The following is a 23,507-nucleotide window of genomic DNA, read 5'->3' as shown; positions in this document are numbered from 1 at the left end:
GGTGTCGGTGCGCCCTGTGTGGGAACTGGATCGGCGGTGGACGGGGACGGCAGCAGGCGGTGGCGGTCGACTGCTACGCGGCTTGCAGAGCGTCATTCGAAATCTTGACTGTTTCTGCAGATTTCTTGCGACGCTGGGCATCCAAGATTTCAGATGGGTGCCGGTTCGTCAACACGCGGCCCACGGAATCGTTGACAACATATCGATAGGGTTGTTTATTGTTAACCACCCTGCCTATTCAAGGCGGGCCCACCCCGAGGACCGCCCATGCCACGACGCCCGACCACGCTCGCCCTCGCCACCGCCACCGCCGCGACCGCCGCCCTGGTCACCGGCGCGCTCGGCGGCACCGCCGCCGGCGCCGCCACCGCCGGCCCCATCACCGGCCTCGCCGGCACATGCGTCGACGTCGCCGGAGCCGACCCGGCCAACGGCACCGCCGTGCAGCTGTACGACTGCAACGGCACCGCCGCGCAGACCTGGACCGTCGACGGCAGCCGGATCCAGGCCCTCGGCAAGTGCCTCGACGTCACCGCCGCGTCCACCGCCAACGGCGCGAAGATCCAGCTGTACGACTGCAACGGCACCGCGGCGCAGCAGTGGACCGCGGCGAACGGGACGCTGGTGAACACCGGCTCCGGCAAGTGCCTCGACGCGACCGGCCAGAGCTCCGCCAACGGCACCCGGCTGCAGATCTGGTCGTGCACCGGCGCGGCCAACCAGGCCTGGACCCTGCCCGGCGGCACGACCCCGCCGACCAGCCCGCCGACGACCCCGCCGGCGGGCGGGCTCGACCCGACGGTCGCGCCCGGCGGCAACTTCGACCTGTCGATCTGGCAGCTGCAGCTGCCGGTCGGCTCGCCGGGCGCGCCGACCACCATCCCGTCCTCGCAGCTGCGCGGGCCGGACGGGTACACGAACCCGGCGTACTTCTTCACCGACAAGACCGACGGCTCGATGACGTTCTGGGCCCCGGAGAAGGGCGTCACCACCCCGAACTCGAACTACGCGCGGTCGGAGCTGCGGGAGATGAACCGCGACGGCAGCGCCGCGGACTGGCGGCTGGCCGGCGCGCACCGCATGAGCGCGACCCTGCGCGTGCCGGGCGTCACGAAGAACGTGTGCGTCGGGCAGGTCCACCTCGGCACCGGCGGGCCGTCGACGAAGCCGCTGCTGGAGCTGTACTACCGGCCCAACGGCGACATCTACCTCGGCACCGAGAACTCCCCCGACGGCGGCCAGACCCTGCACCTCGTCGGCAACGTGCCGCTCGGCGTCAGGTGGTCCTACGTGATCGCCATCTCCGGTGGCAACCGGATCGACCTGACGGTGAACGGCAGCACGACCAGCTACCCGATCCCGTCGTCGTTCAACCAGTACGGCATGTACTTCAAGGCCGGCTCGTACAACCAGTCCTCGTCGGACAGCACCACCAACGGCGCGAAGGTGAAGTTCTACGCCCTGACCGTCTCGCACGGCTGACCGGCGCGGGAACGCGGGGAGGGGCCGGCCCCGAAGGACCGGCCCCTCGTGTTCAGCCCGGGGTCAGGGGTAGCTGACCACGTTGGACGGGGTCACGGCGGACGGCAGGGCCGCGGCGCCGGTGTCGTTGATGACGTGGGTGATCGAGCCCTTGCCCAGCGACACCGTCAGGATGTTGTGGAACTTCACGTTCGGGGTGTTGGGCACCTCGAACGAGTGGTAGGCGGCGATCGACGGGTCCGTGGTGAACACGCAGTAGCTGCCCATGCCCCAGCCCTCGTGGGTGGTGACGGTGTTGGCGACCTTGTAGGCGGCGTAGCCGACGATGCCGTCGTGGCTCCACGCGGCGGCCGACGGCGGGTCGTACGGCAGCTCGTTCTGGAAGAAGATCGTGCGGCCGCCGTTGCCGTTCCACACCACGTTGTACTTGTTGAAGTGCTCGACGAACAGGCCGTAGGCGAGCACGTTCTGGCCGTTGACGATGAGGCCGTTGTCGGACGGGTTGCTGGTCCAGCCGGCACCGTCGCCGTGGTCGGCGCGCCACGCCCAGATGTGGTCGATGATCGTGTTGTTGTTGTTCACGATCAGGGCCGCGCTGGCCTTGGCCGCGCCCGCGCCACCGACGCGCAGGAACACGTCGGAGATCAGGTTCGGGGCGGTCGCGTGGTTGCCGGTGGCGCCGTTCGGCCCGACCTGCAGCAGCGCCGGGGAGTTCGTCGGGCCCGCGTCGAAGAGCAGGCTGGCGATCTTGACCCCGTCGACGTCGCCGACGGCCATCGGCAGGGCGCCGTTGTCCGCGACGATCGTGGCGTAGCCGAGGCCGAGGACCACGGTGCCGGCGCGGTTGATGTTGACGGTGCTGTTCAGGTGGTACACGCCGGGGGTGAAGAGCAGGTTGAGGCCCTGCGCGACGGCGGCGTTGAGGGTCGCGGCCGTGACGCCCGGCTTGGCGACGTAGAACTGGTTGATCGACAGCGAGCTGCCCGGGGTCTGGCCGTTGATCCAGGTGGCGCCGCTGCTGTTGGTGCGCAGCGACGGCACGAACACCCGGTAGGCGCCGGACGCGTCGGTGTACAGGTACGGCTTCTCCTGCGTGATCGGGCTCGTCGGCAGGGTCGTGTACGGCGGGTTCGGGAAGCTGTTCGCCGGGGCGCCCTGCACGCCGGAGAACACCATGTTCCAGACCGAGCCGTTCCAGCTGCCGATGGTGCTGTCCCGGGTGAACCACTGCTGCTGCGAGCAGGGGTTGATGTTGCCGGTGACCCGGGAGTCGGCGATGTAGCCGCCGGAGGCCCAGCCGCAGTTCGGCGACGCGAGGGTCATGCCGCCGTGCACGTCCATGCGGCGGAACGGGGCGGCCTGCGCGACGGCCCACCGGTCGACGCCGGAGACCGGGTAGATGGACAGGTTCTCCGCCGAGCGCCAGAAGTTCTGCGTGGCGTTGCCCTGGAACCAGCCGGCGTCGACGGTGATGTCACCGTTGATCCGCACGTCCTGCGGGTTCTGGCCGAGGCCGTTGATCGAGGTGTAGAACCCGATCTGGGCGTTGAGGCCGTTGTACGTGCCGGGCTTGAACAGGAACTGCACCCGGCCGGGGCCGAACTGCGCGGTCTCCTGCGCGGCGAACACCTGGTCGAGCTTGGCCTGGATGGTCGCGGTGGACTGCGACGGGTCGAACACGACGACGTTCGGGCCGAGGTCGCCGCCGCCCTGGATCGGGCCGGTCGACGTCGACGGGGTGCTCGACGCGGACGGCGAGGTCGACGGGGTGGTCGGGTTCGACGTCGGGCCGGTGCCGGTGCGGACGATGAACTCCCAGACGGAGTAGCCGTAGCCGGTGCCGCGGGCGGTGCCGTACAGCCGCACGTACCGGCCGGAGCCGGCCACGTCGAGGGTCTGGATGCCGCCGGTGCCGCCGGTCACGGTCTTGACCGTGGTGAACGTCGTGCCGTCGTTGGACGTCTGGATCTGGAAGTCCTTGCCGTACGCGGCCTCCCAGTTGATCGTGACCTGGCAGATCGACTGGGTCGAGCCGAGGTCGACGCGCAGCCACTGCGGGTCGCTGAACTGGCTGGACCAGCGGGTGCCGGTGTTGCCGTCGACGGCGAGGCCCGGGCCGTTGGCGCCGGCGTTCTCCGACGAGGAGGCGGTGGCCGGCTTGCCCTGGGCGGCGTTGACGCCGGTGTCGCAGCCGCCGGTGCCGCCGCCGTAGGAGCCGTAGACCTGGAACTCCCACAGCGAGTAGCCGTAGCCGGTGGCGCGGGCGGTGCCGTACATCCGCACGTACCGGCCGGAGCCGGTCACGTCGTAGGTCTGCGTGCCGCCGGTCGCCCCGGTCACCGACTTGATGTCGGTCCAGGTGTTGCCGTCCGGCGAGGTCTGCAGCTTGAACGCCGTCGCGTACGCGGCCTCCCAGTACAGCTTGATCTGCGAGATCGTCGCGGTCTGGCCCAGGTCGACGCGCAGCCACTGCGGGTCGGCGGCCGCCGACGACCAGCGGGTGCCGGTCGTGTTGCCGTCGAACGCGGCCGAGGCGGGGGTGCCGCCGTTCTCGTCGGACGAGGACAGCGCGGTCTTGCCTTGCGAGAGGAGGGTGTCGGCCGCGGCGGCCGTCAGGGTCGTGGTCACCGCGTACGTCGCCAGCATCAGGATGGCGGCGATCGACGCGATGAGCAGATTCCGGCGGCGGCGGTGCGCCGGTCGTGCGGCGGTCAGCATCAATTGCTCCCGGTTTTCAGGGCGGGCGGCAGCCGGCAGCGCCACCGTGGGATCACGGCGGTGCGGTGTCCGGCCATCCGGGGTGTGTGACTCCGGTACCGTGATCGGGCGGCCTCGGAGTCAGGGGTGGGAGAGCGCTCTCCAAGCACGAGCGTTGCCCGATCGGGCGGCCGTGTCAAGAGGTCGCCGGTTCCGGAACCGGTCCGGGCCGCAGTTATTTTTCGATGTGTACGAACAGTGCCGCCACCTGACCTGCGCGAACACCCTCACCGGCGCCCGACGGTCGGCGGAGAGCGCTCTCTGCATGACGGGTGGTGACAAGCCGCCGGACGGGGCGGGTAGACCGCGGTGCGGGTCCTCGCGGGCGTCAGTGGCTGGACAGGCGCAGGTCCTCGAGAGCGCCCGTGGCGGTCACGCCAGGGCCTGAGCCGAGGGTGAAGCCGAGGTCGCGCAGCCGGGCCGCCTGGGCCGGGTCGCGCACGCCGCTGACGACGGTCTGGACGCCGGTGGTCGCGACGAGGCGGACGACGGCGTCGACGAGGGCGGCGCGGCGCGGGCCGGCGTCCCGCAACGGGTAGAGCGCCGCGTCGGTGTCCTGCGGCGGGAAGAGCGCCGCACCGGTGTCCTGCGGCGGGAAGAGGGCGGCGTCGAGCACGAGGCGGGTGAACGGCAGCGTCGCGAGCAGGTCGAGGCGGGCGTGCGCGGTGCCGGTGTGGTCCAGGGCGAGGCCGACGCCGAGGTCGCGCAGCTCCCGCAGAGCCGCGCCGACGGTGGTGTCCTCGCCGGCGAGGGCGGCCGGCACGGCGAGGGTCAGGCAGTGCGGCGCGACCCCGGCCGCGGCGAGGATGCCGGTGACGTCGTGCGGGAAGCCCGGGGCGAGCAGCGCGGAGCGGCCCACCTCGACGGTGAAGGCGCGGCCCGGCGGGGTGGTGCGGCACGCCTCGGTGAGGCACCAGCGCACCAGCGGCATGGACAGGTCGGCGACGTCGACGCACGGCCAGCGGGCGCGCAGGCACCGGTCGACCTCGACGCCGTCGCCGAGCCGGGCGATCGGCTCGCCGGCCAGCTCGACCCGGCCGGCACTGATCGCGGCGCGCAGCTCGTCGGCGCGCTGCGCGGGGGTCGCGAGCAGCCCCGCCAGGTCCGGCGTGTACCGGGCGTGCCGGCCCTTGCCGCGCTGTTTGGCGGCGTACATGGCGATGTCGGCGTGGCGCAGGAGCGACTGCGGGTCGTCGTCGGCGAGCCGGGCCGCCACGCCGACGCTCGCGGTGACGGTGAGCAGGTGCCCGTGGGTGGCGACCGGCGCGGCGAGCTCGGCGAGGATCCGTTCGGCGACCGCACCGGCGGCGTGGTCGCCGGCGCCCGGCAGCAGCACCGCGAACTCGTCGCCGCCGAGCCGGGCGACGAGGTCGCCGGGGCGCACGGCGGTCCGCAGCCGGTGGCCGACCTCGACGAGCAGGCCGTCGCCGACATGGTGGCCGAGGGTGTCGTTGACGGCCTTGAAGTCGTCGAGGTCGACGAGGATCGCGGCGCCGCGGAACGCCTCGTCGAGGGTGTCGTTGAACAGCGCCCGGTTGGGCAGGCCGGTGAGCGCGTCGTGGGTCGCCTGCTCGTGCAGCAGCCGCTGGTGCTCCCGGACGGCGCCGAGCAGCGCGTCGTTGTCGCGGAACGCGAGCAGCTGGCGCAGCAGCACGGCGCCGGTGGCGGCGACCGCGCCGGCGAGGACGGGGCCGTCGCCGCGGTCGGTGACGTGCAGCGCGAAGACGGCGGCGACCGCGAGGTACGGCAGGACGCTGTACGGGCGGCGCCGCTTCGGCGTGACCGGCACCGGCCGCACCCGGCGCAGCTGCACGGCCCCGGCGAGGCCGACCATCGCGCCCTCGAGGGTGGTGATGATGTCGGAGACGCCGGCGAGCCGCGGGTGCTGCAGCACCGGCACCAGCGCCGAGCCGACCGCGCCGAGCAGCACGACACCGGCCAGGGACTGCAACGCGAGCATGTCCACGGCGTCGGTGCCGACGAGGATGAGCTTGACCACGGCGAGGACCGCGAGCAGACACAGCAGGCTGAGCACGAGCAGGCCGAGGGTGCGGGGCAGGTCGCCGCGGGCGTCGGAGATCGGTTCGAGCACGAACTTCCACAGGAACGTCGCGGCGCACAGGAGCACCGTCGCGGCGTCCAGGCCGAGCCGCAGCCAGTCGCCGCGGCTGCGGCGGCGGGTCGGCAGGCGCAGCAGCCCCCACAGCACCAGCAGCAGTGCGACGCTGAGCAGCAGCACGGCGCCGGCGAGGACGGGGCCGGACTTGCGCCCGCCGAGGCTCGCCTCGGTGAGCGGTTTCGTGGCGGGCGCGATGAGCAGCGCGGCGACCCCCATCAGCCGCCAGAAGCGGCGGCCCGCCCGGGTGAGCCGGTCCAGGCGGGACGCCTGGAACAGGAACCAGGAGGCGACGGCGAGCGACAGCGCGCCGGGCAGCCAGCCGATGACCGTGAGCCCGTCGAACCCGGCGGCGCGGAAGACCGCCCAGCCGGCCGCGACGGCGAGCAGGGGCCCGTAGAGCAGCAGCAACCGGCGGGCGCCGCCGGTCAGCGCGCCGTGGTGCCGCTCCGGCTCGTCCAACGCCTGACCTCACCGCCTCGTCGTGTGCCGGTGGAAACCCGGCCGACGTCTTGTTCGGCCGATGTGGTGCCGAGCTGAGCGGTATCGCGTGCGGACAGGGTAGCGCTCCGTCACGGTTCCCGTCGACGCTCCGGCCGCCGATGTATGGCCGGCCGTCCCGGTGGCCTTCGGCGCGGCGGCACGCATCGACGGGCGTGCGCCGGGCGGCGGTGCCCGTGCGCCGCTCGCATTGACCGATGTGATGGTCGGGGCGACACTGGCTGGACCAGGTGACAACGATGTCACCATCCGGCCGCCACCGGGAGTGTGTCCATGAACCATCACGTCCGTCCCCACCGGCTCCTGCTCGCCGCCGCCGCGCTCGTGCTGGCCGCGGCGGGTGCGGCAGCCCCGTCCTCCGCCGCCGTGCCGTCCTCCGCCGCGTCCGGGGCGCTGCCCGCCGACGATCCCGCCCGCGGGCTCGTCTACGGCGGGTTCCGGGCCGGCACCGGCCGCTGCGCCGGCCTCCTCGAGGTCAAGGCGGTGCCCGGCGCCTGCACCCACGGCCCCGACGCCCCGTTCGCCGGCCTCGACGTGGCCAAGCCGGTGCCGCCGCTGACCGGGCTCGCGGTCAACCCGCTCAGCGTCGTCTGTGACGGCGACGGGGTGACCGGCAACCGCGTCCAGGTCCTGTACGTGCGCGGCTCCGGCAACGCCGACCGGTACAACCAGTACCTCGCCTCGATCCGCACCTGGTCCTCCGCCGTCGACGACATCTACAGCGCGTCGGCCGCGCAGACCGGCGGGACCCGGCACATCCGGTTCGTCACCGACGGCGCCTGCCAGATCGCCGTGTCGAACGTGGCGATCGCCAACAGCGCGCTGAGCGACTTCGGCAACTCCGTCAACGCGATCAAGGCGCTCGGGTACAACCGCACCGACCGCAAGTACCTCATGTACGTCGACGCGACCGCGCTGTGCGGCGTCGCGTACGTGTCGCTGGACAGCCAGCCGGGGCAGAGCAACGCCAACAACTCCGGCGCGTCCTACAGCCGGGTCGACTCGGGCTGCTGGTCGGCGGGGCCGGCCGCGCACGAGCTCACCCACGCCATGGGCGCGGTCATGAACACCTCGCCCAACCACACCAACTACGGCCACTGCACCGACGACTACGACATCATGTGCTACAACGACGGCCCCGGCACCGTGGTCCGCATCGTCTGCGGCGACCAGGCCCAGGACAACCGCCTGGACTGCAACAAGGACGACTACTTCCACACGAACCCGCCGGCCGGGTCGTACCTCGCGACGCACTGGAACACCGCCAACAACCGCTTCCTCATCGCCGGCGGCGGGAGCGGCACCGGCGGCCCGATCACCCTGACCGGCCTCGGCAAGTGCGTCGACGTCAACGCCGGCGCGACCGCCAACGGCACGAAGGTGCAGATCTGGTCCTGCAACGGCACCACCGCACAACGGTGGACGCTGCCGGGCGACGGCACCGTCCGCGCCCTCGGCAAGTGCCTCGACGTCAGCGCCAGCGGCACCGCCAACGGCACCAAGGTCCAGCTGTGGGACTGCAACGGCACGGGTGCGCAGCAGTGGACGTACGTCGCGGCCAGCCAGGCGCTGCGCAACCCGCAGTCGGGGCGGTGCCTGGACGACCCGAACAGCAGCACGACCGACGGCACCCAGCTGCAGATCTGGGACTGCAACGGCACCAACGCGCAACGGGTGACGCTGCCGTAGACCGTCTCCGGACCGCGGTTTTGAAGACCCGCCGGGAATGTTTCCCCCCTCCCGGCGGGTCGTCACTCGGACCGTCGGCCCTCACCCTGGTACTTGACGGACAGGATTGTGCGACGGTCCCGCGGCCGGCTCAGCCGGCGTGCGGGCAGGTGTCGCGGTACTCCTGGATCGCCGGACCGGCCGGCTTCGGGCACAGGAACTGCTCGTAGCGGGTGTCGTTGTCGATGAACCGCTTGAGCCAGGAGATGCTGTACTTCGCCACCGTCACGTTGCTGGACGTCGGCGCGGAGTGCGAGGCGTTGTTCAGCTCCAGGTACGCCTTGTCGAGACCGGCCGGCAGGCTGGTGTAGAACGGCTCGGCGTGCGAGGCGACCGGCGCGACGCTGTCGTTCTCGGCGCCGATGATGAGCGTCGGCACCTGCACCGACGACCACGTCTTGGTCGTGTTCCACGGGGTGAGCGGGATGGCCGCCTGCAGCCCCGGGCGGCTGGTGGCCGCGGCGAGGCTGCCGCCGCCGCCCATCGAGTGGCCCATGACGCCGAGCCGGCCCGCGTCGACGCGGGTACGCACGGTACTGCTGGCGGTCAGGTAGTCCAGGGCCGCCAGGAGCTGCCGGCCGCGGCTGGCCGGCTGGTCGAGCGTGGACAGCGTGTCGATGGTGATGATGACGAAGCCCTGCGACGCGAGGCGCGGGCCGAGCCAGGCCACGCTGGACTGCGACGCGGTGTACCCGGGTGAGATCGCGACCGCGCCGAACGTGCCGGCGGTGGTGGTCGTCGGGTAGTAGATGGTGCCGCCGCCGAACCCGGTGACGCCGCTGCGGGCGACGGTGGTCTGCGCGATGGCGAACGGGCCGCGGGTGGCCTCGATCGAGGCGACGGTCGGGGCGGGGCCGCGCTCGTACGGGTTGGCGGCGAGCGCGGGGGTGACCTGGCCGCCGAACGTCACGGCGAGGGCCGTGACGGCGACCAGGGTCAGCCGTTTGAGGCTGGGCATGGCGGGGCTCCCTCAAAGAGGCATCGGTCAATGCCCGTTGAGTGTGGAGCCCTCTTGCTACCGGCGGGTAATCCCGCGGCGGACCGTGACCCGGCGCTATGACGGCCCCGCCGCAGCGCGGACGCCCTTAAGAAAGCGCATTCCTGTCTTGCGCGGGACAGCAAAGGTTTGCAAAGCTCGATGGATGAGCTCCCGCCGCACCTTCCTCACCGCCGCGCTGTGCGCGGCCGCCGCCGGCTCCGGCCTCGCCGGCGCGGCGCCCGCCGCCGCCTGGCCGGGCCCGTACGTGACCGTCGCCGCCGACGGGTCGGGCGACTTCACCGCCGTCCAGGCCGCCGTCGACGCCGTGCCCGCCGGCAACACCGGCCCGTTCACCATCAAGGTCAAGCCCGGCGTCTACCGCGGCCAGGTGATCATCCCCGCCGACAAGCCGCACATCGTGCTGCGCGGCCAGGGCGCCGACCCCACCCAGGTGGTGATCGTCGACGACCGCGCCAACGGCACCCCGAAGCCCGGCGGCGGCACCTGGGGCACCTCGGGCAGCGCCTCGGTCACCATCTCCGGCGACGACTTCTCCGCCCGCAACCTGACCTTCGCCAACGACTTCGACGAGGCCGCCCACCCGGAGATCACCTCCAGGCAGGCGGTCGCCGTGCTCACCCGCGCCGACCGGATCGTCTTCGACAACGTCAGGTTCCTCGGCAACCAGGACACCCTGTACCTCAACAGCCCCGACGCCGCCACGATCAGCCGCGTGTACCTGCGCAAGTGCTACGTCGAGGGCGACGTCGACTTCATCTTCGGCCGCGCCACCGCCGTCTTCGACCGCTGCGAGATCCGCTCGCTGAGCCGCGGCTCCACCACCAACAACGGCTACGTGACCGCCGCCAGCACGTCGATCGCCAACCCGTACGGCTTCCTCATCACCGGCAGCAAGCTCACCAGCGACGCCCCCGCCGGCACCGTCTTCCTGGGCCGCCCATGGCACCCGAGCAACGACCCCGACGCCATCGCCCAGACGGTGATCCGCGACTCGACCATCGGCGCCCACATCGGCCCCGCCCCCTGGACCGACTTCGGCACCTGGCCCTGGCGCGACGCCCGCTACGCCGAGTACCACAACCGCGGCCCCGGCGCGACGGTCACCGCCGACCGCCCCCAGCTCACGGACGACGAGGCAGCGGGCGCCACGATCGACGCGTACCTGACGGGCTGGCACCCGCAACGCTGAGGCCCCAAACGGCCGCCGCCGTTGCGGCTCCGACTCCACCGCCCGGACAACCGGCCCGACTCCACCGCCCGGACACCCCGGCCGCGAATCCACGGCCCGAACAACCCGGCCCCACTCCACGGCCGGGACAACCCGGCCCCGAAGCCACGGCCGGGACAACCCGGCCCGGCTCCACCGCCCGGACAACCCGGCCCCGAATCCACGGCCCGGAGAAACGGAGAAGGCGCCGGCATCCGCAGCCACCCTGTACGAGCGGCCCGGGGGTCGGCGTCCTGCTTCACCTGACCTTACACCGCGCTACCAAACCGCCGAACGACGTCGTCACCTGGCGTGGTCGCCGCTGGCCACCGCGGCGCGAAGCGCCGATCTCAGCGCCGCGATCATACGGTGTCGTCGCCGGTGGCGAGGGCGACCGTCAGCAGCAGCAGCCAGTTCGGGTCGCGGAGGCGGTCGCCGTACAGCTCGCGGAGGCGGGCCACCCGGTAGCGCACGGTCTGCGGGTGGACGAACAGCTCGGCGGCGACCTCGTCGCGGCGGCCCTGGTGCAGCAGCCAGCTGCGCAGGGTCTCGACGAGCTTGCCGACGGTGGAGGCGCGTTCGGCGGCCAGTGGGGCCAGGGCCAGGGCGCGCAGGTCGGCGAGGGCCCGCGGGTCGGCGGAGACGACGAGCTCGACGAGGTGGTCCTCGGTGTCGAGGCTGCCCGCGGCCGGGTGGAGGCGGGCGACCCGCACCGCCCGGTCGAGCGAGTGCCGCGCCAGGGACCAGGGCACGGCGGGGCCGGTGACGGCGTCGTGGCCGGCGAGGAGGCGCAGCAGGTGGCCGCGGGCGGGGCCGTGGGCGTCGGGGACGAGCAGGACGGACGTGTCGCGCAGGTGCTCGACGGTGGTCTGCAGGGTGCGCCGGTCGAGCAGGTCGAGCAGGTCGGCGGGGCGGGCGCCGTCGGGCAGCAGGACCGCGGTGAGGGTCTGCGGCAGCGCCCACTCCGCGGCTTCGGCGGCCGCGGCGACGGCCGGGGCGGGCTCGCCGGTCAGGAGGGCCTGGGCGAGCCGGTCGAGGGCCCTGCGGCGGGCCCGGCCGGAGGTGGCCAGCTCGTCGGAGTGGCCGGTGACGCTGGCCGCGGACAGCTCGTCGATGTACGCGAACGTCAGCTCGGCGAACCGGGCGACCGCCGGGGCCGGCATGCCGGCGGCGACGGTGACCGCGGCGAGCTCGCGCCAGGCGACGCGGGCGCCGACCCGGTACGCGGCGAGCAGCGCGTCGAGGCTGCGCCCGGAGCGGGCCTCACCCCGGCCGAGCGCGTAGGCGCCCTCCATGGAGGCGGCGAGGGGGGCGGAGCCGGCCTGGCGGGAGGCGAGGTTGAGGAAGCCGCCGAGGGCGGCCCGCACGGCGAGGGCGATCTTGGCGCCCATCTCGCCGGTGAGGGCGCCCGCGTACGCGGGGACCTCGGCGACGATGGCGGCGACGGCGTGGCCGGCGACCTCGGGCAGGGCGTGGCGCAGCGACTCGGCGGCACCGGGTGGGAGACGGAACGCACCGAGCGCGCTGGTTTTGTCCTCAGCGAACAAGAGTCGCGCCTCGATTCACACGGGACGGTCATGATTTTATGCTCCAGACTCCATCATGCTGGATGCATGGCCGCTACCCAAGCCCTCCGCGCCGGTGCCTGGCGGGTCGTCGAGCTGCTGACGACGCCGCTGGTGCCCGGTGACTACCTCGACGTGGTCGCGCCGTTGCGCAACCGTGAGGTGCTGCGGGCGAAGGTCGTCGGGGTGCGGCACGAGACGGACCGAGCGGTCACCCTCACCCTGCGTCCGGGGCGCGGCTGGCGGCGGCACCAGCCGGGGCAGTACCTGCGCCTCGGTGTCGACGTGGACGGCGTACGGCTGTGGCGCGCCTACTCCCTCACCAGCTCCCCCGACCGGCGCGACGGCCTGCTGACGGTCACGGTCACCGGGGTCGACGGCGGCGCGGTCAGCGGGCACCTGCTGCGGCGGGCCCGGCCCGGGATGCTGCTGGGCCTGGAGCGTCCCGCCGGTGACTTCACCGTGCCGCCGCGGGCGCCGGCGAAGGCGCTGTTCGTGACGGCCGGCAGCGGGCTCACCCCGATCATGGGCATCCTGCGCGGCACCGCCCTGCGCGACGTGGTGCTCGTGCACTCCGCCCGCTCGGCGCAGGACGTGCTGTTCGCCGGCGAGCTGCGCGACCTGGCCCGCGACGGCCGGATCCGCCTGGTGGAGCGGCACACCGGCAGCGACGGGCGGATCACCCCGGCCGACCTGGTGGCGTTGGTACCGGACATCGCCGAGCGCGACACGTGGGCCTGCGGCCCCAACGACATGCTGGACGAGCTGGCCGCGTACTGGACGGCCGCCGGCCTCGCCGGGCGGCTGCACGTGGAGCGCTTCCGGCCCGCGGTCGTCGCGGCCGGCGACGGCGGGACCGTGACGTTCCTGCGGTCGGGGCCGTCGGTCGAGGCGGGCGGCGGCACGCCGCTGCTGGAGGCGGGCGAGGCCGCGGGGGTGCTCATGCCGTCCGGCTGCCGGATGGGCATCTGCTTCGGCTGCGTGCTGCCGCTGCGCGAGGGCGCCGTGCGCGACCTGCGCGACGGGCGCGTCACCACCGCCACCGCCGGCGACGACGTGCTCGTGCAGACCTGCGTCAACGCCGCGGCCGGCGACTGCCACCTGGACGTCTGACCCGCCCCCGCCGGGAAACACCCCGCGAGCGACACCCCGCCCGATCCACTGGAAGGACCTTCGTGACCGCACTGCAGCGCAAGCCCGTCAACCCGGTCGGCCATCTCACCGCCGAGGACATCGAGGCGATCGGCCGGGAGCTCGACGCCATCCGCGACGAGGTGATCGGCAGCCGGGGTGAACGCGACGCGGCCTACATCCGGCGGGTGATCAAGGTGCAGCGCTGGCTGGAGCTGGGCAGCCGGGGGGTGCTGCTGTTCTCGATCCTGCCGCCCGCGTGGCTGGTCGGCACGGCCGGCCTGTCCGTGGCGAAGATCCTCGAGAACATGGAGATCGGGCACAACGTCATGCACGGCCAGTGGGACTGGATGCGCGACCCGAAGATCCACTCGACGACGTGGGAGTGGGACAACGCCTCGCCGTCGCAGCAGTGGAAGCACTCGCACAACGAGCTGCACCACACGTACACGAACGTGATCGGCCGCGACAACGACCTCGGGTACGGCATCATGCGGGTCGACGAGGACCAGCGCTGGCATCCGGTGCACCTGGGCCAGCCGCTGTGGAACTTCGTCAACGCGTGCTTCTTCGAGTACGGCATCGCCGCGTACGACCTGGAGCTGGGGCGCAACCTGTCGTCGAAGGAGCGCCGGCGCAGCCCGCGGTTCAAGGCCGGGGTCCGGCAGGTGCTGCGCAAGATCGGCCGCCAGGTGGCGAAGGACTACGTGCTGCACCCGCTGCTGTCGGGGCCGTCGTTCCTGCACACGATCGCGGCGAACGCGGTCGCGAACCTGATCCGCAACCTGTGGACGCACTCGGTCATCATGTGCGGGCACTTCCCGAAGGGCGTGGAGACGTTCGAGAAGTCCTCGATCGAGGGTGAGACCCGCGGCGAGTGGTACCTGCGGCAGATGCTCGGCTCGGCCAACATCTCCGGCGGCCGGCTCATGCACGTCATGACCGGCAACCTGTCGTTCCAGATCGAGCACCACCTGTTTCCGGACCTGCCGAGCAACCGGTACCAGGAGATCGCCCCGCGGATCCAGGACCTGTTCCAGCGCTACGGGCTCACCTACACCAGCGGTCCGCTGCCGAAGCAGGTCGCCTCGGCGTGGGCGAAGGTGTTCCGCCTGGCGCTGCCCAACCGCGGCGGCGAGCCGCGCGGCCCGCGGCCGGCCCAGCGCCGGCGCGAGCCGGTCGGCGTCGGCTAGGCCTCACGCCCGGTCGTCGGGGCGGCCCTTGCCGATGCGGCGCAGGTAGTGGTCGACGGCCGCCTTGTCGTAGCCGCGCCAGGTGGCGGAGGGGAAGCTGACGGCGTTCGCGGCGGCGAGGGCCTCGGCCCGCCGGGCCGGGTCGCCGGACGCGAGCGCCGCCGTGGTGCTGGCGACGAAGGCGTCGACGCGGGCCCGGTCGTACCCGCCGAACGTGACGGGAAATTCACTCATGTTCCCAGTCTGCTCCCCGGGTGGCGCGGGCGCCACGGTACGGTGCCCCGATGACCCGGCGGTTCGAAGAGCTCGACTGGCAGCAGACCCCGATCGGCGAGGTCAGCCTCCGCCGCCGGCACGACGTGACCCTGGACGTCGAGGTGTACGAGGTGAAGCTCGGCGACGAGTACCTCATGTCGAGCCTGTTCACGGCCGCCGAGATCGCGCTGGCCCGGCTGGGCCTGGCGCGGCTGCCGGCGGGGCCGCTCGACGTCGTCGTCGGCGGGCTCGGCCTCGGCTACACCGCGCACGCCGCGCTGCAGGACCCGCGGGTGCGGGACCTCGTCGTCGTGGACTACCTGGCGGCCGTCATCGGCTGGCACGAGCGCGGGCTGCTGCCGCTGTCGGCGGCGCTGACCGGCGACCCGCGCTGCCGGCTGGTGCACGGCGACTTCTTCGCCCTCACCGCCGGCGACACCGGCTACGACCCGGCCGCGCCGGGCCGCCGCTTCGACGCGGTCCTGCTCGACATCGACCACTCCCCCGAGCACCTGCTGCACCCGGGCAACGGCGAGCTGTACACCGTGCCCGGGCTGCGCCGCCTCGCCGCCCAGCTGTGCCCGGGCGGGGTGTTCGCGCTGTGGTCGAACGACCCGCCGGACGACGCGTTCACCGCGACCCTCGCCGCGGTGTTCGCCGATGCCCGCGCCGAGGTCGTCACGTTCGACAACCCGTTGCAGCGCCGGCAGTCGGCGAACACCGTCTACGTCGCGCACCTGCCCTGACGGTGCCGGTGCCGGTCGCCGGCGTCAGGTGAGCGCGCAGGTGGTGCCGTTGAGGGTGAACGCGGCCGGGCGGGCGTTGGTGCCGGTGTAGCCGGCGAGGAAGCCGAGGGTGACGGAGGCGCCGGCGGCGACGGTGCCGTTCCAGGTGGCGTTGGCGGCGCTGACCGCCGCGCCGGACTGGGTGAGCGTCGCGCCCCACGCCTGGCTGACCCGCTGGTCGCCGGCGAACGTCCAGCGCAGCGTCCAGCCGTTCACGGCGCTGGGGCCGGTGTTGGTCACCGTGACGGTGCCGACGAACCCGCTGCCCCAGTCGTCCGTCGTGTACCGCACGGCGCAGGCCGTGCCGCTGCCGCCGCTGGGCGACGGCGACACGGACGGCGACCGGGAGGCCGACGGCGACACCGACGCCGAGGCCGAGGCCGACACCGAGGCCGACACCGAGGCCGACGGCGACTGCGACACCGGCGGGCCCTCGGTCTCGATGGTGACGTCGTCGAGGTACAGGTCGCCGGTCGTGTCGGTGGTCTCCAGGTACAGCGACAGCGCCGTCGCGCCCGGCAGGAACAGGTAGTCGCCGCTGAGCCGGGTCCACGTGGTGCCGATCGCGGTGGTGGCGCTGATGTTCTCGTACCGGGTCGCGGTGCCGTTCTGCCGTTGCATGCTCAGCCGGGCGGTGCCGGACCCGGAGGCGGTGCGCGCCCACCCGGTGACCGTGTACAGCTTGCCGGGGGTGAGCAGGTCCAGCACCGGGCGGGTCGGGCCTTGCCAGGTCGCGGTGCGCCCGGAGGACAGGACGCTGCCGGTGCCGGCGTGCGCGACCGTCGTCACGTGCGCGGTGGTCTCGCCGCCGCGGGAGCCCCAGCCGTCGAGGCCGGTCTCGAACGGGTACGCCGCGACCGTCGCCCGGCTCGGCACCGGCGGCGGCGCGGGGACCGTCGCGGTGCCGCCGAGCGCCTCGACCACCGCCGAGTACGCCGGCCGGGCCTGCCACTGCTCGTCGAACAGCAGGGCGGCGCCGTACCCGGGGAAGAACTCGGGGATCCACGAGTCGACCTCGCCGACGCCCCAGGTCGTCACGCCCGTGCAGCCGGCGACGGCGGCGCAGGCACCGACGACGGCCCGGTAGTCGGCGGCCTGCTGGGTGAGCTCGGCGGCGTCGGCGGGCAGCGGGATGCGCACGTCGAGCTCGGTGATCTCGACGCTCAGCCCGAGCGCGGTGAACCGTTCGATGTTCTGCCGCAGCGACGACGGGACCTGCCCGACGATCAGGTGCGCCTGCAGCCCGACGCCGTCGATGGGCACGCCGCGGGCCTGCAGGCGCCGCACCAGGTCGTACAGGCCGGTGCTCTTGGCGTTGACACCCTCGACGTTGTAGTCGTTGACGAACAGTTTCGCGGCCGGGTCGGCGGCGCGGGCCGCGGTCAGCGCGTCGGCGATGTAGTCCTCGCCGAGCCGCGTGTACCAGACCGAGGAGCGCAGCGTGCCGTCCTCGTTGAACGGCTCGTTCACCACGTCCCACTGGGCGACGTCACCGGCGAAGTGCCCGGCGACCCCGGTCACGTGGTCGATGAGCACCTGGCGCTGTTCGGCGGCGGTACGTTCGGCGCTCACCCACGCGGGGAGCTGGTTGTGCCACACGAGGGTGTGCCCGCGCAGCCGCTTGCCGGTGGCCGCGGTGTAGTCGGCGATGGCGTCGGCGGCGGCGAAGTCGAACTGGCCCTGCGCCGGCTCGGTCGCGTCCCACTTGCCCTCGTTGCCCATCGTCACCGAGTTGAACTGGCTGTCCGCGACGTACCGCCACTGGCTGGACGCGAGGCTGTTGACCTCGGCGGCGGTGCCGACGTGGAACCCACGGGCGGTGGCGACCTGGGCGAGGGTCGGCCCGGCCGACGCGGCGAGCGCCGGCAGCACGGCCGCGCCGGCCGCGGCCAGGGCCACCGAGGCGGCGAGGACGCCGGTGATCCGTGCGCGGCGGGCGCGCCACCGCGGTCGTGCGTCGTTCATGCCTGTCGCTCCCAGGGTCCGTCGGTCCGGCGGCGCCCACCAGAGCACGCCCGGCCCGCCACGGACAACCCGCGCCGCGTCCCGGCCCAGGTCGCCGCGGCGCGACGGGTGAAAGGTGCACGGTCGCGGGGGTGGCAAGATCACAGCGTGAGCTGTTATCTGCTGGAGTTCTCGGTCGGGCCGGGCGGTGCCCGGCAGGGCGACGTGCACGCCGCCCGTGACCTGGCCACGCTGCGCGCCTCGTTCGAGCGCCGCTACGACGAGGACCATCTCGCCTACCTGACGCTGTGGTACGGCGCGGTCCTGCACCTGTGGGTGGTGCGGGACGGGGTGCTCGCCGGCGGGTTCGACCTGCACCCGATGCTGCGCACCGGCGACGCCCGGCACGACGCGACGGTCGTCGCGCTGCTGGACTCGCTGCAGGTCGAGCAGCCGTGGGAGCTGTTCGACACGATCACCGACCTCGGCGGGCTCGAGTGCCTGGAGGCGGTCCGCGTCGTCACCCACGCCCTGGACCTGCGGTCCCGCGCCGCGACGGACCCGGCCGCGGCGGCCGAGCTGGAGGCCCTCGAAGCGGCGGTCTCCGACGGGGACGTGCCCCGGGTCCCCGGCCCGCCGTGCCGGCTCGACCTGGACTGGGCCGCGGTCGAGGCCCGGCTGCCCCCGCTGCGGGAGCCGCTGCTGCGCCCGGGCGAGCCGACCACGGTCACCTGGACCGACGCGACCGCACCCCCGCCGGACAGCTACCTGCGCCACACCGACGTGCTGTACCTGGGGTTCAACGACGTCGAAGCCGGCCGGCACGAGCTGGAGGCCGCGTCATAGGGCGGCGGCCGCCGCCGAGACCGGGCAGCCCGACGGCAGGCACGCCGGGGAAACGCGAACGGTCCCGGGTGGCTGGATGCCGCCCGGGACCGTGCCGGAACAGAAGGGCGTCAGCGGCCCATGCCGCCGAAGAAGTTGTTGCCCTGCATGCCGCCCTGGCCGAGGCCGAACCGGCCGGCGAGGTCGGTGCCGGCAAGCGAGTCGTACGGGGGCATGAGCTCGGCCGGCTGGACCACGACGAGGCCCTCGCCGGAGAACTGCATCTGCCAGCTCTCGCCGGTGTTGCCGCGGGGCCGCCACACCGACGAGGACGTGACCGCCGCCTGCATGCTGACCTGCAGGCTCGAGGACCAGGCGATGACCGCGTCGGCGTCGGCGAAGTAGTAGTTGTTGGGCGTGACCCGCATGACCAGCGGCGCGCCGGTCGTGGTGACCGCCACCTTGCCGTTGCCGGTGAGCTCGATGTTGTAGCCGCCGGCGCCGGCGACCTGCACCTGCGAGTCGATGCGGACGATGTCCCACCGCAGCTGGGTCTCGAACGCGAGCACGTTGTTGCCGTCGACGGTGAAGCCGTCGCCGGTCAGGTCCAGGACGTGGATGTCCTGCGCCTGGTTGGCCAGGAACACCGTGCCGCTGCCGGAGACCTTCATCAGGTTCAGGCCTTCGCCGGTGAAGTGCCGGGCGATGTGCGAGCCCCAGCCCTGGTACTGCGCGTCGAAGTTCACCCCGCCCTGGTAGGCGACCATCGCGCCCTTGCGGGCGTAGAACTCGCGCATGCCGCTGGCCTGGCCGAGGGTGGCCTTGAGCATCTTGCCGTTCTGCAGCGTGAAGCGCTCGTTGCTCTGGACTTCCTGGTTGGCCAGGAGGGAACTCTGATACATGTCGGCCTCCTCAGCCACGCACCGAGAACGCGGGGCGCGCGTCCTCGCTCGGCTGCACCATCACGAAACCCTGCCCGGAGAAGCCGAGCTGGAACGACTCGCCGGAGCCGCGGCCGATGAGGCCGCCGAAGCGGGCGGTGCGCTTGGGCTGGATCTGCAGCCCGTCGGTGAAGCCGACGAGCGCGTCGGTGTCCACATAGGTCGGTGCCTCGCGGGTGTCGAGCACGACCGGCGTGCCCTTGCTGGTCAGCGCGACCCAGCCGTGGCCGCGGACGACCACGTTGAACATGCCCATGCCGGACAGCATGCTGACGCCGCGGACCCGCTCGATGTTCCACTGCAGGGTGGCGTCGAACGCGAGGATGTTCTTGCCGTTGACCGACAGGCCCTCGCCGGCGAGCTGCACGACGACGACCTCCTTGCCGTAGTCGGCGAGGTACAGCTCGCCCTGACCGGTGGCGGTCATCAGCGGCACGCCCTCGCCGGTCGCCCAGGAGCGGGCCATCTGGCCCAGCTGCGGCGGGTTCGGGTTGAAGTCGATGAGCCCCTCGTAGGCGATCATCGAGCCGGTGCGGGCCAGCAGGTCCTGACCCGGCCCCATGATGATCTTGGCGATCTTGCTGCCGTGAAGACTCATCCGGTCCCGGACCTGCGTCTGGCCATAGTGTTGGAGCAGCGGACCCTGCACAGCGTCCCCTTTCAGACCTCGTAGGGCTGGACCACGACGAAGTGGCCCTGCATTCCCATGAACTGGAGCGCGACGGACTCGCCGCTGGCGCCGGCGTAGATCTGCCGGGACACCCGGACCTGCGTCGACACCGCGACCCGCATGCCGGCGGTCCAGGCGACGACGGCGTTCATGTCGGCGAACGTCGGGCCCTGGCACTGCAGCGTGACCGGCGTGCCCTTGGTCATGACCACGACCGTGCCCTGGCCGCGCACCTCCAGGTGGAACATGCCACCGCCGGGGATGCCCGGGCTCTCGATCCGCTTGACCTCCGTCTGCAGGGTCGAGTCGAAGGCGAGCACGTTGTTGGCGTTGATGCACAGCGCCTGGCCCTGCAGGTCGACGATGTGCAGGTCGGCGGCGTTCTCGGCGAGGAACACCTCGCCCTGGCCCTTGATGGTCATGAGCTTCAGGCCCTGACCGGTCATCGCGCCCTCGAACATCGCCTTCAGGCCGCCGGAGCCCTTGTACTCGAAGTCGATGTTGCCCTGGTAGGCGACCATCGAGCCGCGCCGCGCGTGGGCGTCCGGGCCGAGGGTGACCTTGACCAGCTTGCCGTTCTGCTTCGTCCAGCGGCCGGCGGTCGGCGCCTCCCGGTACTTCGCCAGGTTGTGCATGACACCGGGCTGGGTCGGCTGCACCTGCGACGGCAGCAGCTCACCCGGGTAGCCGCCGGGCTGCCCCTGGGGCGGGTAGCCGGGCTGCTGCTGGGGGTAGCCGGGCTGCTGCGGCGGGTACCCCGGCTGGCCGCCCTGCGGCGGGTACCCGGGCTGCTGGGGCGGGTAGCCCGGCTGCTGCGGCGGGTAGCCGGGTTGCTGCGGGGGGTACCCGGGCTGCTGCTGCGGCGGGAACTGCTGGGTCGGCGCGGGCGGCGGCGCGAACTGCTGCGTCGGCGCCGGCGGGGGCGCGAACTGCTGCGTCGGCGCCGGCGGCGGCGCGAAACCCTGCTGGGGCGGCGGCCCGCCGGGCGGCGGCGCGAAGCCGGGCGCGGGACCCGCCGGCGCGGCGGCCGGGGCCGGCTCGTCGTCGACGTTGCCGCCGTAGGAGCGGATCAGGTCCGCCAGGCCGCCGGCGAAGCCCTGCCCGACCGCGCCGAAGCGCCAGACGCCCTTGCGGTACAGGTCGCCGATGATGATCGCGCGCTCGGTGCCGAAGTCGGCGCCGGTGAAGCTGTACCGCATGACCTCCTGGCCACCGGCGACGATGCGCAGGTAGCCGGACTGCAGCTGGCTGGCGGTGCCGGAGTTCTCGATCGCGGCGCAGAACGACAGCTTCGCGATCTTCTCCGGGACCGCGGGCAGCGTCGCGCGGAACGAGTCGGTGTCACCGGACTGCGGGCCGAGCTTCTGGATCGAGCCCTCGGGAGACTTCGGCTGGTTGAAGAAGATGAAGTAGTTGTCGTCGACCAGCTTGTCGTCGGCGTCCAGCCCGAAGCAGGAGATGTCCCACGTGATCCCGGGAGCGTTCAACTGAATGCCTACATAGAGATCATCTCCGGTGGTGAAGGACGAAATCGGGCTTTTCTGCCCCCGAGTGAATGTCTGAGACACGTGCTCTCCTCGGTCACAACGACAGCGCGTCTGCGATCAACTTATAGCGGCACCGCACAAACGGGGTACGGCAGTGCCGGATCATTGCCCCTCCGCCTGACGGGCCAGGCGGGCCAGGATCTCCTCGACGGCGGTGCTGCCGGTCGCCACGTCCGGCGTGAACGTCCAGGTCAGCCCCACCCACGGGTCCCCCATGTGGTCGCCGGCCAGCACCGGCAGCCGGGCCATCGACCGCCACACCGCCCCGACGAGCGGGCCGAGCGTCGAGGAGTCCGCCGGGTCGGCGACCATCAGCACGTGCACGCCCGCCTCCGGGCCCTCGTTGAGCAGGTAGTGCAGGTGCGCGACGGAGCGCTCGTCGAAGCCGTACGGGAAGTCGTGCAGCACCAGCAGCCGCCGGCCGCCGTCGATGTTGTCCTGGGGTCCGCCGCCCATCGCGCCGGCCCGCATCGCCATCTGCACCAGGTCGACCCGCTCGACGAGGTGCTCGAGCATCTCGCTGAGCGCCTGCGGGGTCGCCGCGACGGGCATCGTGGACCCGGCGCCGGGCGCGCCGCCGAGGTCGAGCGCGCGGGCCGCGGCGCCGCCGCCGGCGAGGTCGGCGACCGACACGCTGAGCTGGCCCGGCGGGTGCGCGGCGAGGAGCCGGACCACGACGGAGCGGGCCATCGCCACGGCGGCGTCGCGGTCCGCGCCGGTCGAGTCGATCCACAGCGCCCGCAGCAGCGGCAGCCGGAACAGCAGCGGGATGCGCAGCTGCGGCGTCTCCGGCACGTGCACGTCACCGACGCGGATGCCGACCGTCATCGTCTCCGGCAGGCGCCAGTCCCGCCACCGCGGGCTGTCCCACGCCGCGAGGGGCGCCGGCAGGGTCGTCGACAGGCCCTGGAGCTCGGCGACGAGCTGGTCGACGTCGCGGCGGCGGTCGGCCTCGGCGCGGCGCACCAGCTCCTCGTAGCGGCGGTCGGCCTCGGCGCGGGCCGCGGCCGTCTGCGGGGAGTTGCGCAGCCGCGGGTCGTTGAGCAGCTCACCGACCTCGTTGTCGCGGCGCTGCTCGGCGTAGCCGATGGCGGAGCGCAGCGCCGAGGTGGACCGGGCCGCGTCCTGGAAGATCGACCACACCTGCTGGTACAGCCGCTCCTGCGGGGGACCGCCGATCTCCTGCACCGGCTGCTGCGCGGCGGCCGGCGTCCCGGACGGGCCGGGGAAGTGCGGCGAGGAGGTGCCCGGGAAGTGCTGGGACGGGGTGCCCGGGAAGTGCGGCGAGCCGGTGACCGCGGCCGGCTGCGGCTCCTCCTGCTCGACGTCCACCCCGTGCGCGGCGACGAGCTGCGCCAGCCCGCCGGAGTACCCCTGGCCGATCGCCCGGACCTTCCACGCGCCGGCGCGGCGGTACAGCTCCCAGGCGATGACGGCGCGCTCCTCGCTGAGCCCGCCCATGGTGAACGTGCCGAGCTCCGCGCCGGTCTCCTCGACGAGGCGGGCGACCGGCGCGGGGCCCGCGCCGAACGTCATGGTGCGGTCGTCGGGGCTGATCACCGCGATGACCCGGTCGACGTCGGCGGGGACCGCGGTCAGGTCGATCTCGACCCGCTGCGCCCCGCCGGCGCCGCCGGTGAGCCAGGTCAGCCCGGGCGCCGACGGCTGGTTGTAGAAGACGAAGTCACCGTCGGACCGGACGCGTCCCGTCTCGGCGAGCAGCAACGCCGACAGGTCGACCGCGATCGCGGCGTCGACCATGATCCTGAGCCGCTGCGCCGCCAGGGGCGCGTTCTGCCCCTTGACGAAGGCCAGCGTCATGTTTCCCTCCCGATGCCGACGGAACCCGGACTGCTGACT

The 23,507-nt window shown here is 72.9% G+C and carries 17 protein-coding genes; 7 read left to right on the top strand and 10 right to left on the bottom strand.

Annotated elements, in window-relative coordinates; all coding sequences use genetic code 11:
• Positions 1 to 267 precede the first annotated feature (267 nt).
• Entirely contained in the window at positions 268 to 1,482 is a 1,215-nt protein-coding gene (locus tag OP18_RS60570) for a polysaccharide lyase family 7 protein (RefSeq protein WP_081970775.1), read from the top strand.
• A gap of 63 nt (positions 1,483 to 1,545) precedes the next feature.
• On the opposite strand, the gene OP18_RS15410 is transcribed toward OP18_RS60570, so the two are convergent.
• Positions 1,546 to 4,200 (bottom strand): discoidin domain-containing protein, encoded by a 2,655-nt coding sequence (locus OP18_RS15410; RefSeq protein WP_033359543.1) that lies wholly within the window; start codon positions 4,198 to 4,200, stop codon positions 1,546 to 1,548.
• 367 nt (positions 4,201 to 4,567) lie between these two features.
• Complete coding sequence (locus OP18_RS15405; protein WP_033359542.1) at positions 4,568 to 6,817, bottom strand: GGDEF domain-containing protein; 2,250 nt, start codon at positions 6,815 to 6,817, stop codon at positions 4,568 to 4,570.
• Positions 6,818 to 7,129: 312 nt separating this feature from the next.
• On the opposite strand from OP18_RS15405, the gene OP18_RS60565 reads away from it, so the two are divergent.
• On the top strand, positions 7,130 to 8,545 hold the full coding sequence (locus OP18_RS60565; protein ID WP_052386763.1) for an RICIN domain-containing protein: 1,416 nt from the start codon (positions 7,130 to 7,132) through the stop codon (positions 8,543 to 8,545).
• A gap of 130 nt (positions 8,546 to 8,675) precedes the next feature.
• Here OP18_RS60565 and OP18_RS15395 read toward each other — a convergent pair whose 3' ends face one another.
• Positions 8,676 to 9,542, bottom strand: a complete 867-nt coding sequence (locus OP18_RS15395; protein WP_033359541.1) for a poly(ethylene terephthalate) hydrolase family protein — start codon at positions 9,540 to 9,542, stop codon at positions 8,676 to 8,678.
• A 184-nt stretch (positions 9,543 to 9,726) separates the two neighbouring features.
• On the opposite strand from OP18_RS15395, the gene OP18_RS15390 reads away from it, so the two are divergent.
• Entirely contained in the window at positions 9,727 to 10,773 is a 1,047-nt protein-coding gene (locus OP18_RS15390; protein WP_033359540.1) for a pectinesterase family protein, read from the top strand.
• A gap of 380 nt (positions 10,774 to 11,153) precedes the next feature.
• Here the strand turns inward: OP18_RS15390 and OP18_RS15385 are convergent, their stop codons facing one another.
• Complete coding sequence (locus OP18_RS15385; protein ID WP_033359539.1) at positions 11,154 to 12,338, bottom strand: helix-turn-helix domain-containing protein; 1,185 nt, start codon at positions 12,336 to 12,338, stop codon at positions 11,154 to 11,156.
• Between the two features lie 66 nt (positions 12,339 to 12,404).
• Between OP18_RS15385 and OP18_RS15380 the strand changes: the two genes are divergently transcribed.
• Both OP18_RS15380 and OP18_RS15375 read left to right on the top strand, forming a co-directional pair.
• A complete protein-coding gene (locus OP18_RS15380) occupies positions 12,405 to 13,469 on the top strand; it encodes a ferredoxin reductase (protein WP_033359538.1) in 1,065 nt (354 codons plus the stop codon).
• Positions 13,470 to 13,531: 62 nt separating this feature from the next.
• Positions 13,532 to 14,680 carry a fatty acid desaturase family protein gene (locus OP18_RS15375; protein WP_081970774.1) on the top strand — a complete coding sequence of 383 codons (1,149 nt, stop codon included), beginning with the start codon at positions 13,532 to 13,534 and terminating at the stop codon, positions 14,678 to 14,680.
• Positions 14,681 to 14,683: 3 nt separating this feature from the next.
• On the opposite strand, the gene OP18_RS15370 is transcribed toward OP18_RS15375, so the two are convergent.
• Positions 14,684 to 14,914, bottom strand: a complete 231-nt coding sequence (locus tag OP18_RS15370; RefSeq protein WP_033359537.1) for a DivIVA domain-containing protein — start codon at positions 14,912 to 14,914, stop codon at positions 14,684 to 14,686.
• A gap of 50 nt (positions 14,915 to 14,964) precedes the next feature.
• On the opposite strand from OP18_RS15370, the gene OP18_RS15365 reads away from it, so the two are divergent.
• A complete protein-coding gene (locus OP18_RS15365) occupies positions 14,965 to 15,681 on the top strand; it encodes a polyamine aminopropyltransferase (protein WP_033359536.1) in 717 nt (238 codons plus the stop codon).
• A 24-nt stretch (positions 15,682 to 15,705) separates the two neighbouring features.
• On the opposite strand, the gene OP18_RS52535 is transcribed toward OP18_RS15365, so the two are convergent.
• The gene (locus tag OP18_RS52535) at positions 15,706 to 17,685 is read right to left on the bottom strand and encodes an endo-1,4-beta-xylanase (protein WP_052386762.1); all 1,980 of its coding nucleotides are present in this window, start codon (positions 17,683 to 17,685) and stop codon (positions 15,706 to 15,708) included.
• A 147-nt stretch (positions 17,686 to 17,832) separates the two neighbouring features.
• Between OP18_RS52535 and OP18_RS15355 the strand changes: the two genes are divergently transcribed.
• Positions 17,833 to 18,510 (top strand): hypothetical protein, encoded by a 678-nt coding sequence (locus OP18_RS15355; RefSeq protein ID WP_033359535.1) that lies wholly within the window; start codon positions 17,833 to 17,835, stop codon positions 18,508 to 18,510.
• 110 nt (positions 18,511 to 18,620) lie between these two features.
• Here the strand turns inward: OP18_RS15355 and OP18_RS15350 are convergent, their stop codons facing one another.
• The 4 genes from OP18_RS15350 to OP18_RS15335 form a co-directional block, all read right to left on the bottom strand.
• Complete coding sequence (locus OP18_RS15350) at positions 18,621 to 19,391, bottom strand: AIM24 family protein (RefSeq protein ID WP_052386784.1); 771 nt, start codon at positions 19,389 to 19,391, stop codon at positions 18,621 to 18,623.
• Positions 19,392 to 19,401: 10 nt separating this feature from the next.
• Positions 19,402 to 20,028, bottom strand: coding sequence for an AIM24 family protein (locus OP18_RS15345; protein WP_211273554.1), 627 nt, complete (start codon positions 20,026 to 20,028; stop codon positions 19,402 to 19,404).
• Between the two features lie 62 nt (positions 20,029 to 20,090).
• Positions 20,091 to 21,668 (bottom strand): TerD family protein, encoded by a 1,578-nt coding sequence (locus OP18_RS15340; RefSeq protein ID WP_033359533.1) that lies wholly within the window; start codon positions 21,666 to 21,668, stop codon positions 20,091 to 20,093.
• An 81-nt stretch (positions 21,669 to 21,749) separates the two neighbouring features.
• A complete protein-coding gene (locus OP18_RS15335) occupies positions 21,750 to 23,468 on the bottom strand; it encodes a TerD family protein (protein WP_033359532.1) in 1,719 nt (572 codons plus the stop codon).
• Positions 23,469 to 23,507 lie beyond the last annotated feature (39 nt).

The organism is Dactylosporangium aurantiacum (assembly GCF_000716715.1).
GTDB classification, from domain to species: domain Bacteria; phylum Actinomycetota; class Actinomycetes; order Mycobacteriales; family Micromonosporaceae; genus Dactylosporangium; species Dactylosporangium aurantiacum.
Note: the sequence above shows the minus strand (reverse complement) of the source record. Positions and strands in the feature narration are given on the sequence as shown.

Bases quoted from the DNA above. Each gene is read 5' to 3' on its own strand.
- OP18_RS15345 (WP_211273554.1), bottom strand. From the start codon at position 20,028: ATGAGTCTTCACGGCAGCAAGATCGCCAAGATCATCATGGGGCCGGGT.
- OP18_RS60570 (WP_081970775.1), top strand. From the start codon at position 268: ATGCCACGACGCCCGACCACGCTCGCCCTCGCCACCGCCACCGCCGCG.
- OP18_RS15380 (WP_033359538.1), top strand. From the start codon at position 12,405: ATGGCCGCTACCCAAGCCCTCCGCGCCGGTGCCTGGCGGGTCGTCGAG.
- OP18_RS15395 (WP_033359541.1), bottom strand. From the start codon at position 9,542: ATGCCCAGCCTCAAACGGCTGACCCTGGTCGCCGTCACGGCCCTCGCC.
- OP18_RS15335 (WP_033359532.1), bottom strand. From the start codon at position 23,468: ATGACGCTGGCCTTCGTCAAGGGGCAGAACGCGCCCCTGGCGGCGCAG.
- OP18_RS15370 (WP_033359537.1), bottom strand. From the start codon at position 14,914: ATGAGTGAATTTCCCGTCACGTTCGGCGGGTACGACCGGGCCCGCGTC.
- OP18_RS15365 (WP_033359536.1), top strand. From the start codon at position 14,965: ATGACCCGGCGGTTCGAAGAGCTCGACTGGCAGCAGACCCCGATCGGC.
- OP18_RS52535 (WP_052386762.1), bottom strand. From the start codon at position 17,685: ATGAACGACGCACGACCGCGGTGGCGCGCCCGCCGCGCACGGATCACC.
- OP18_RS60565 (WP_052386763.1), top strand. From the start codon at position 7,130: ATGAACCATCACGTCCGTCCCCACCGGCTCCTGCTCGCCGCCGCCGCG.
- OP18_RS15390 (WP_033359540.1), top strand. From the start codon at position 9,727: ATGAGCTCCCGCCGCACCTTCCTCACCGCCGCGCTGTGCGCGGCCGCC.
- OP18_RS15350 (WP_052386784.1), bottom strand. From the start codon at position 19,391: ATGTATCAGAGTTCCCTCCTGGCCAACCAGGAAGTCCAGAGCAACGAG.
- OP18_RS15410 (WP_033359543.1), bottom strand. From the start codon at position 4,200: ATGCTGACCGCCGCACGACCGGCGCACCGCCGCCGCCGGAATCTGCTC.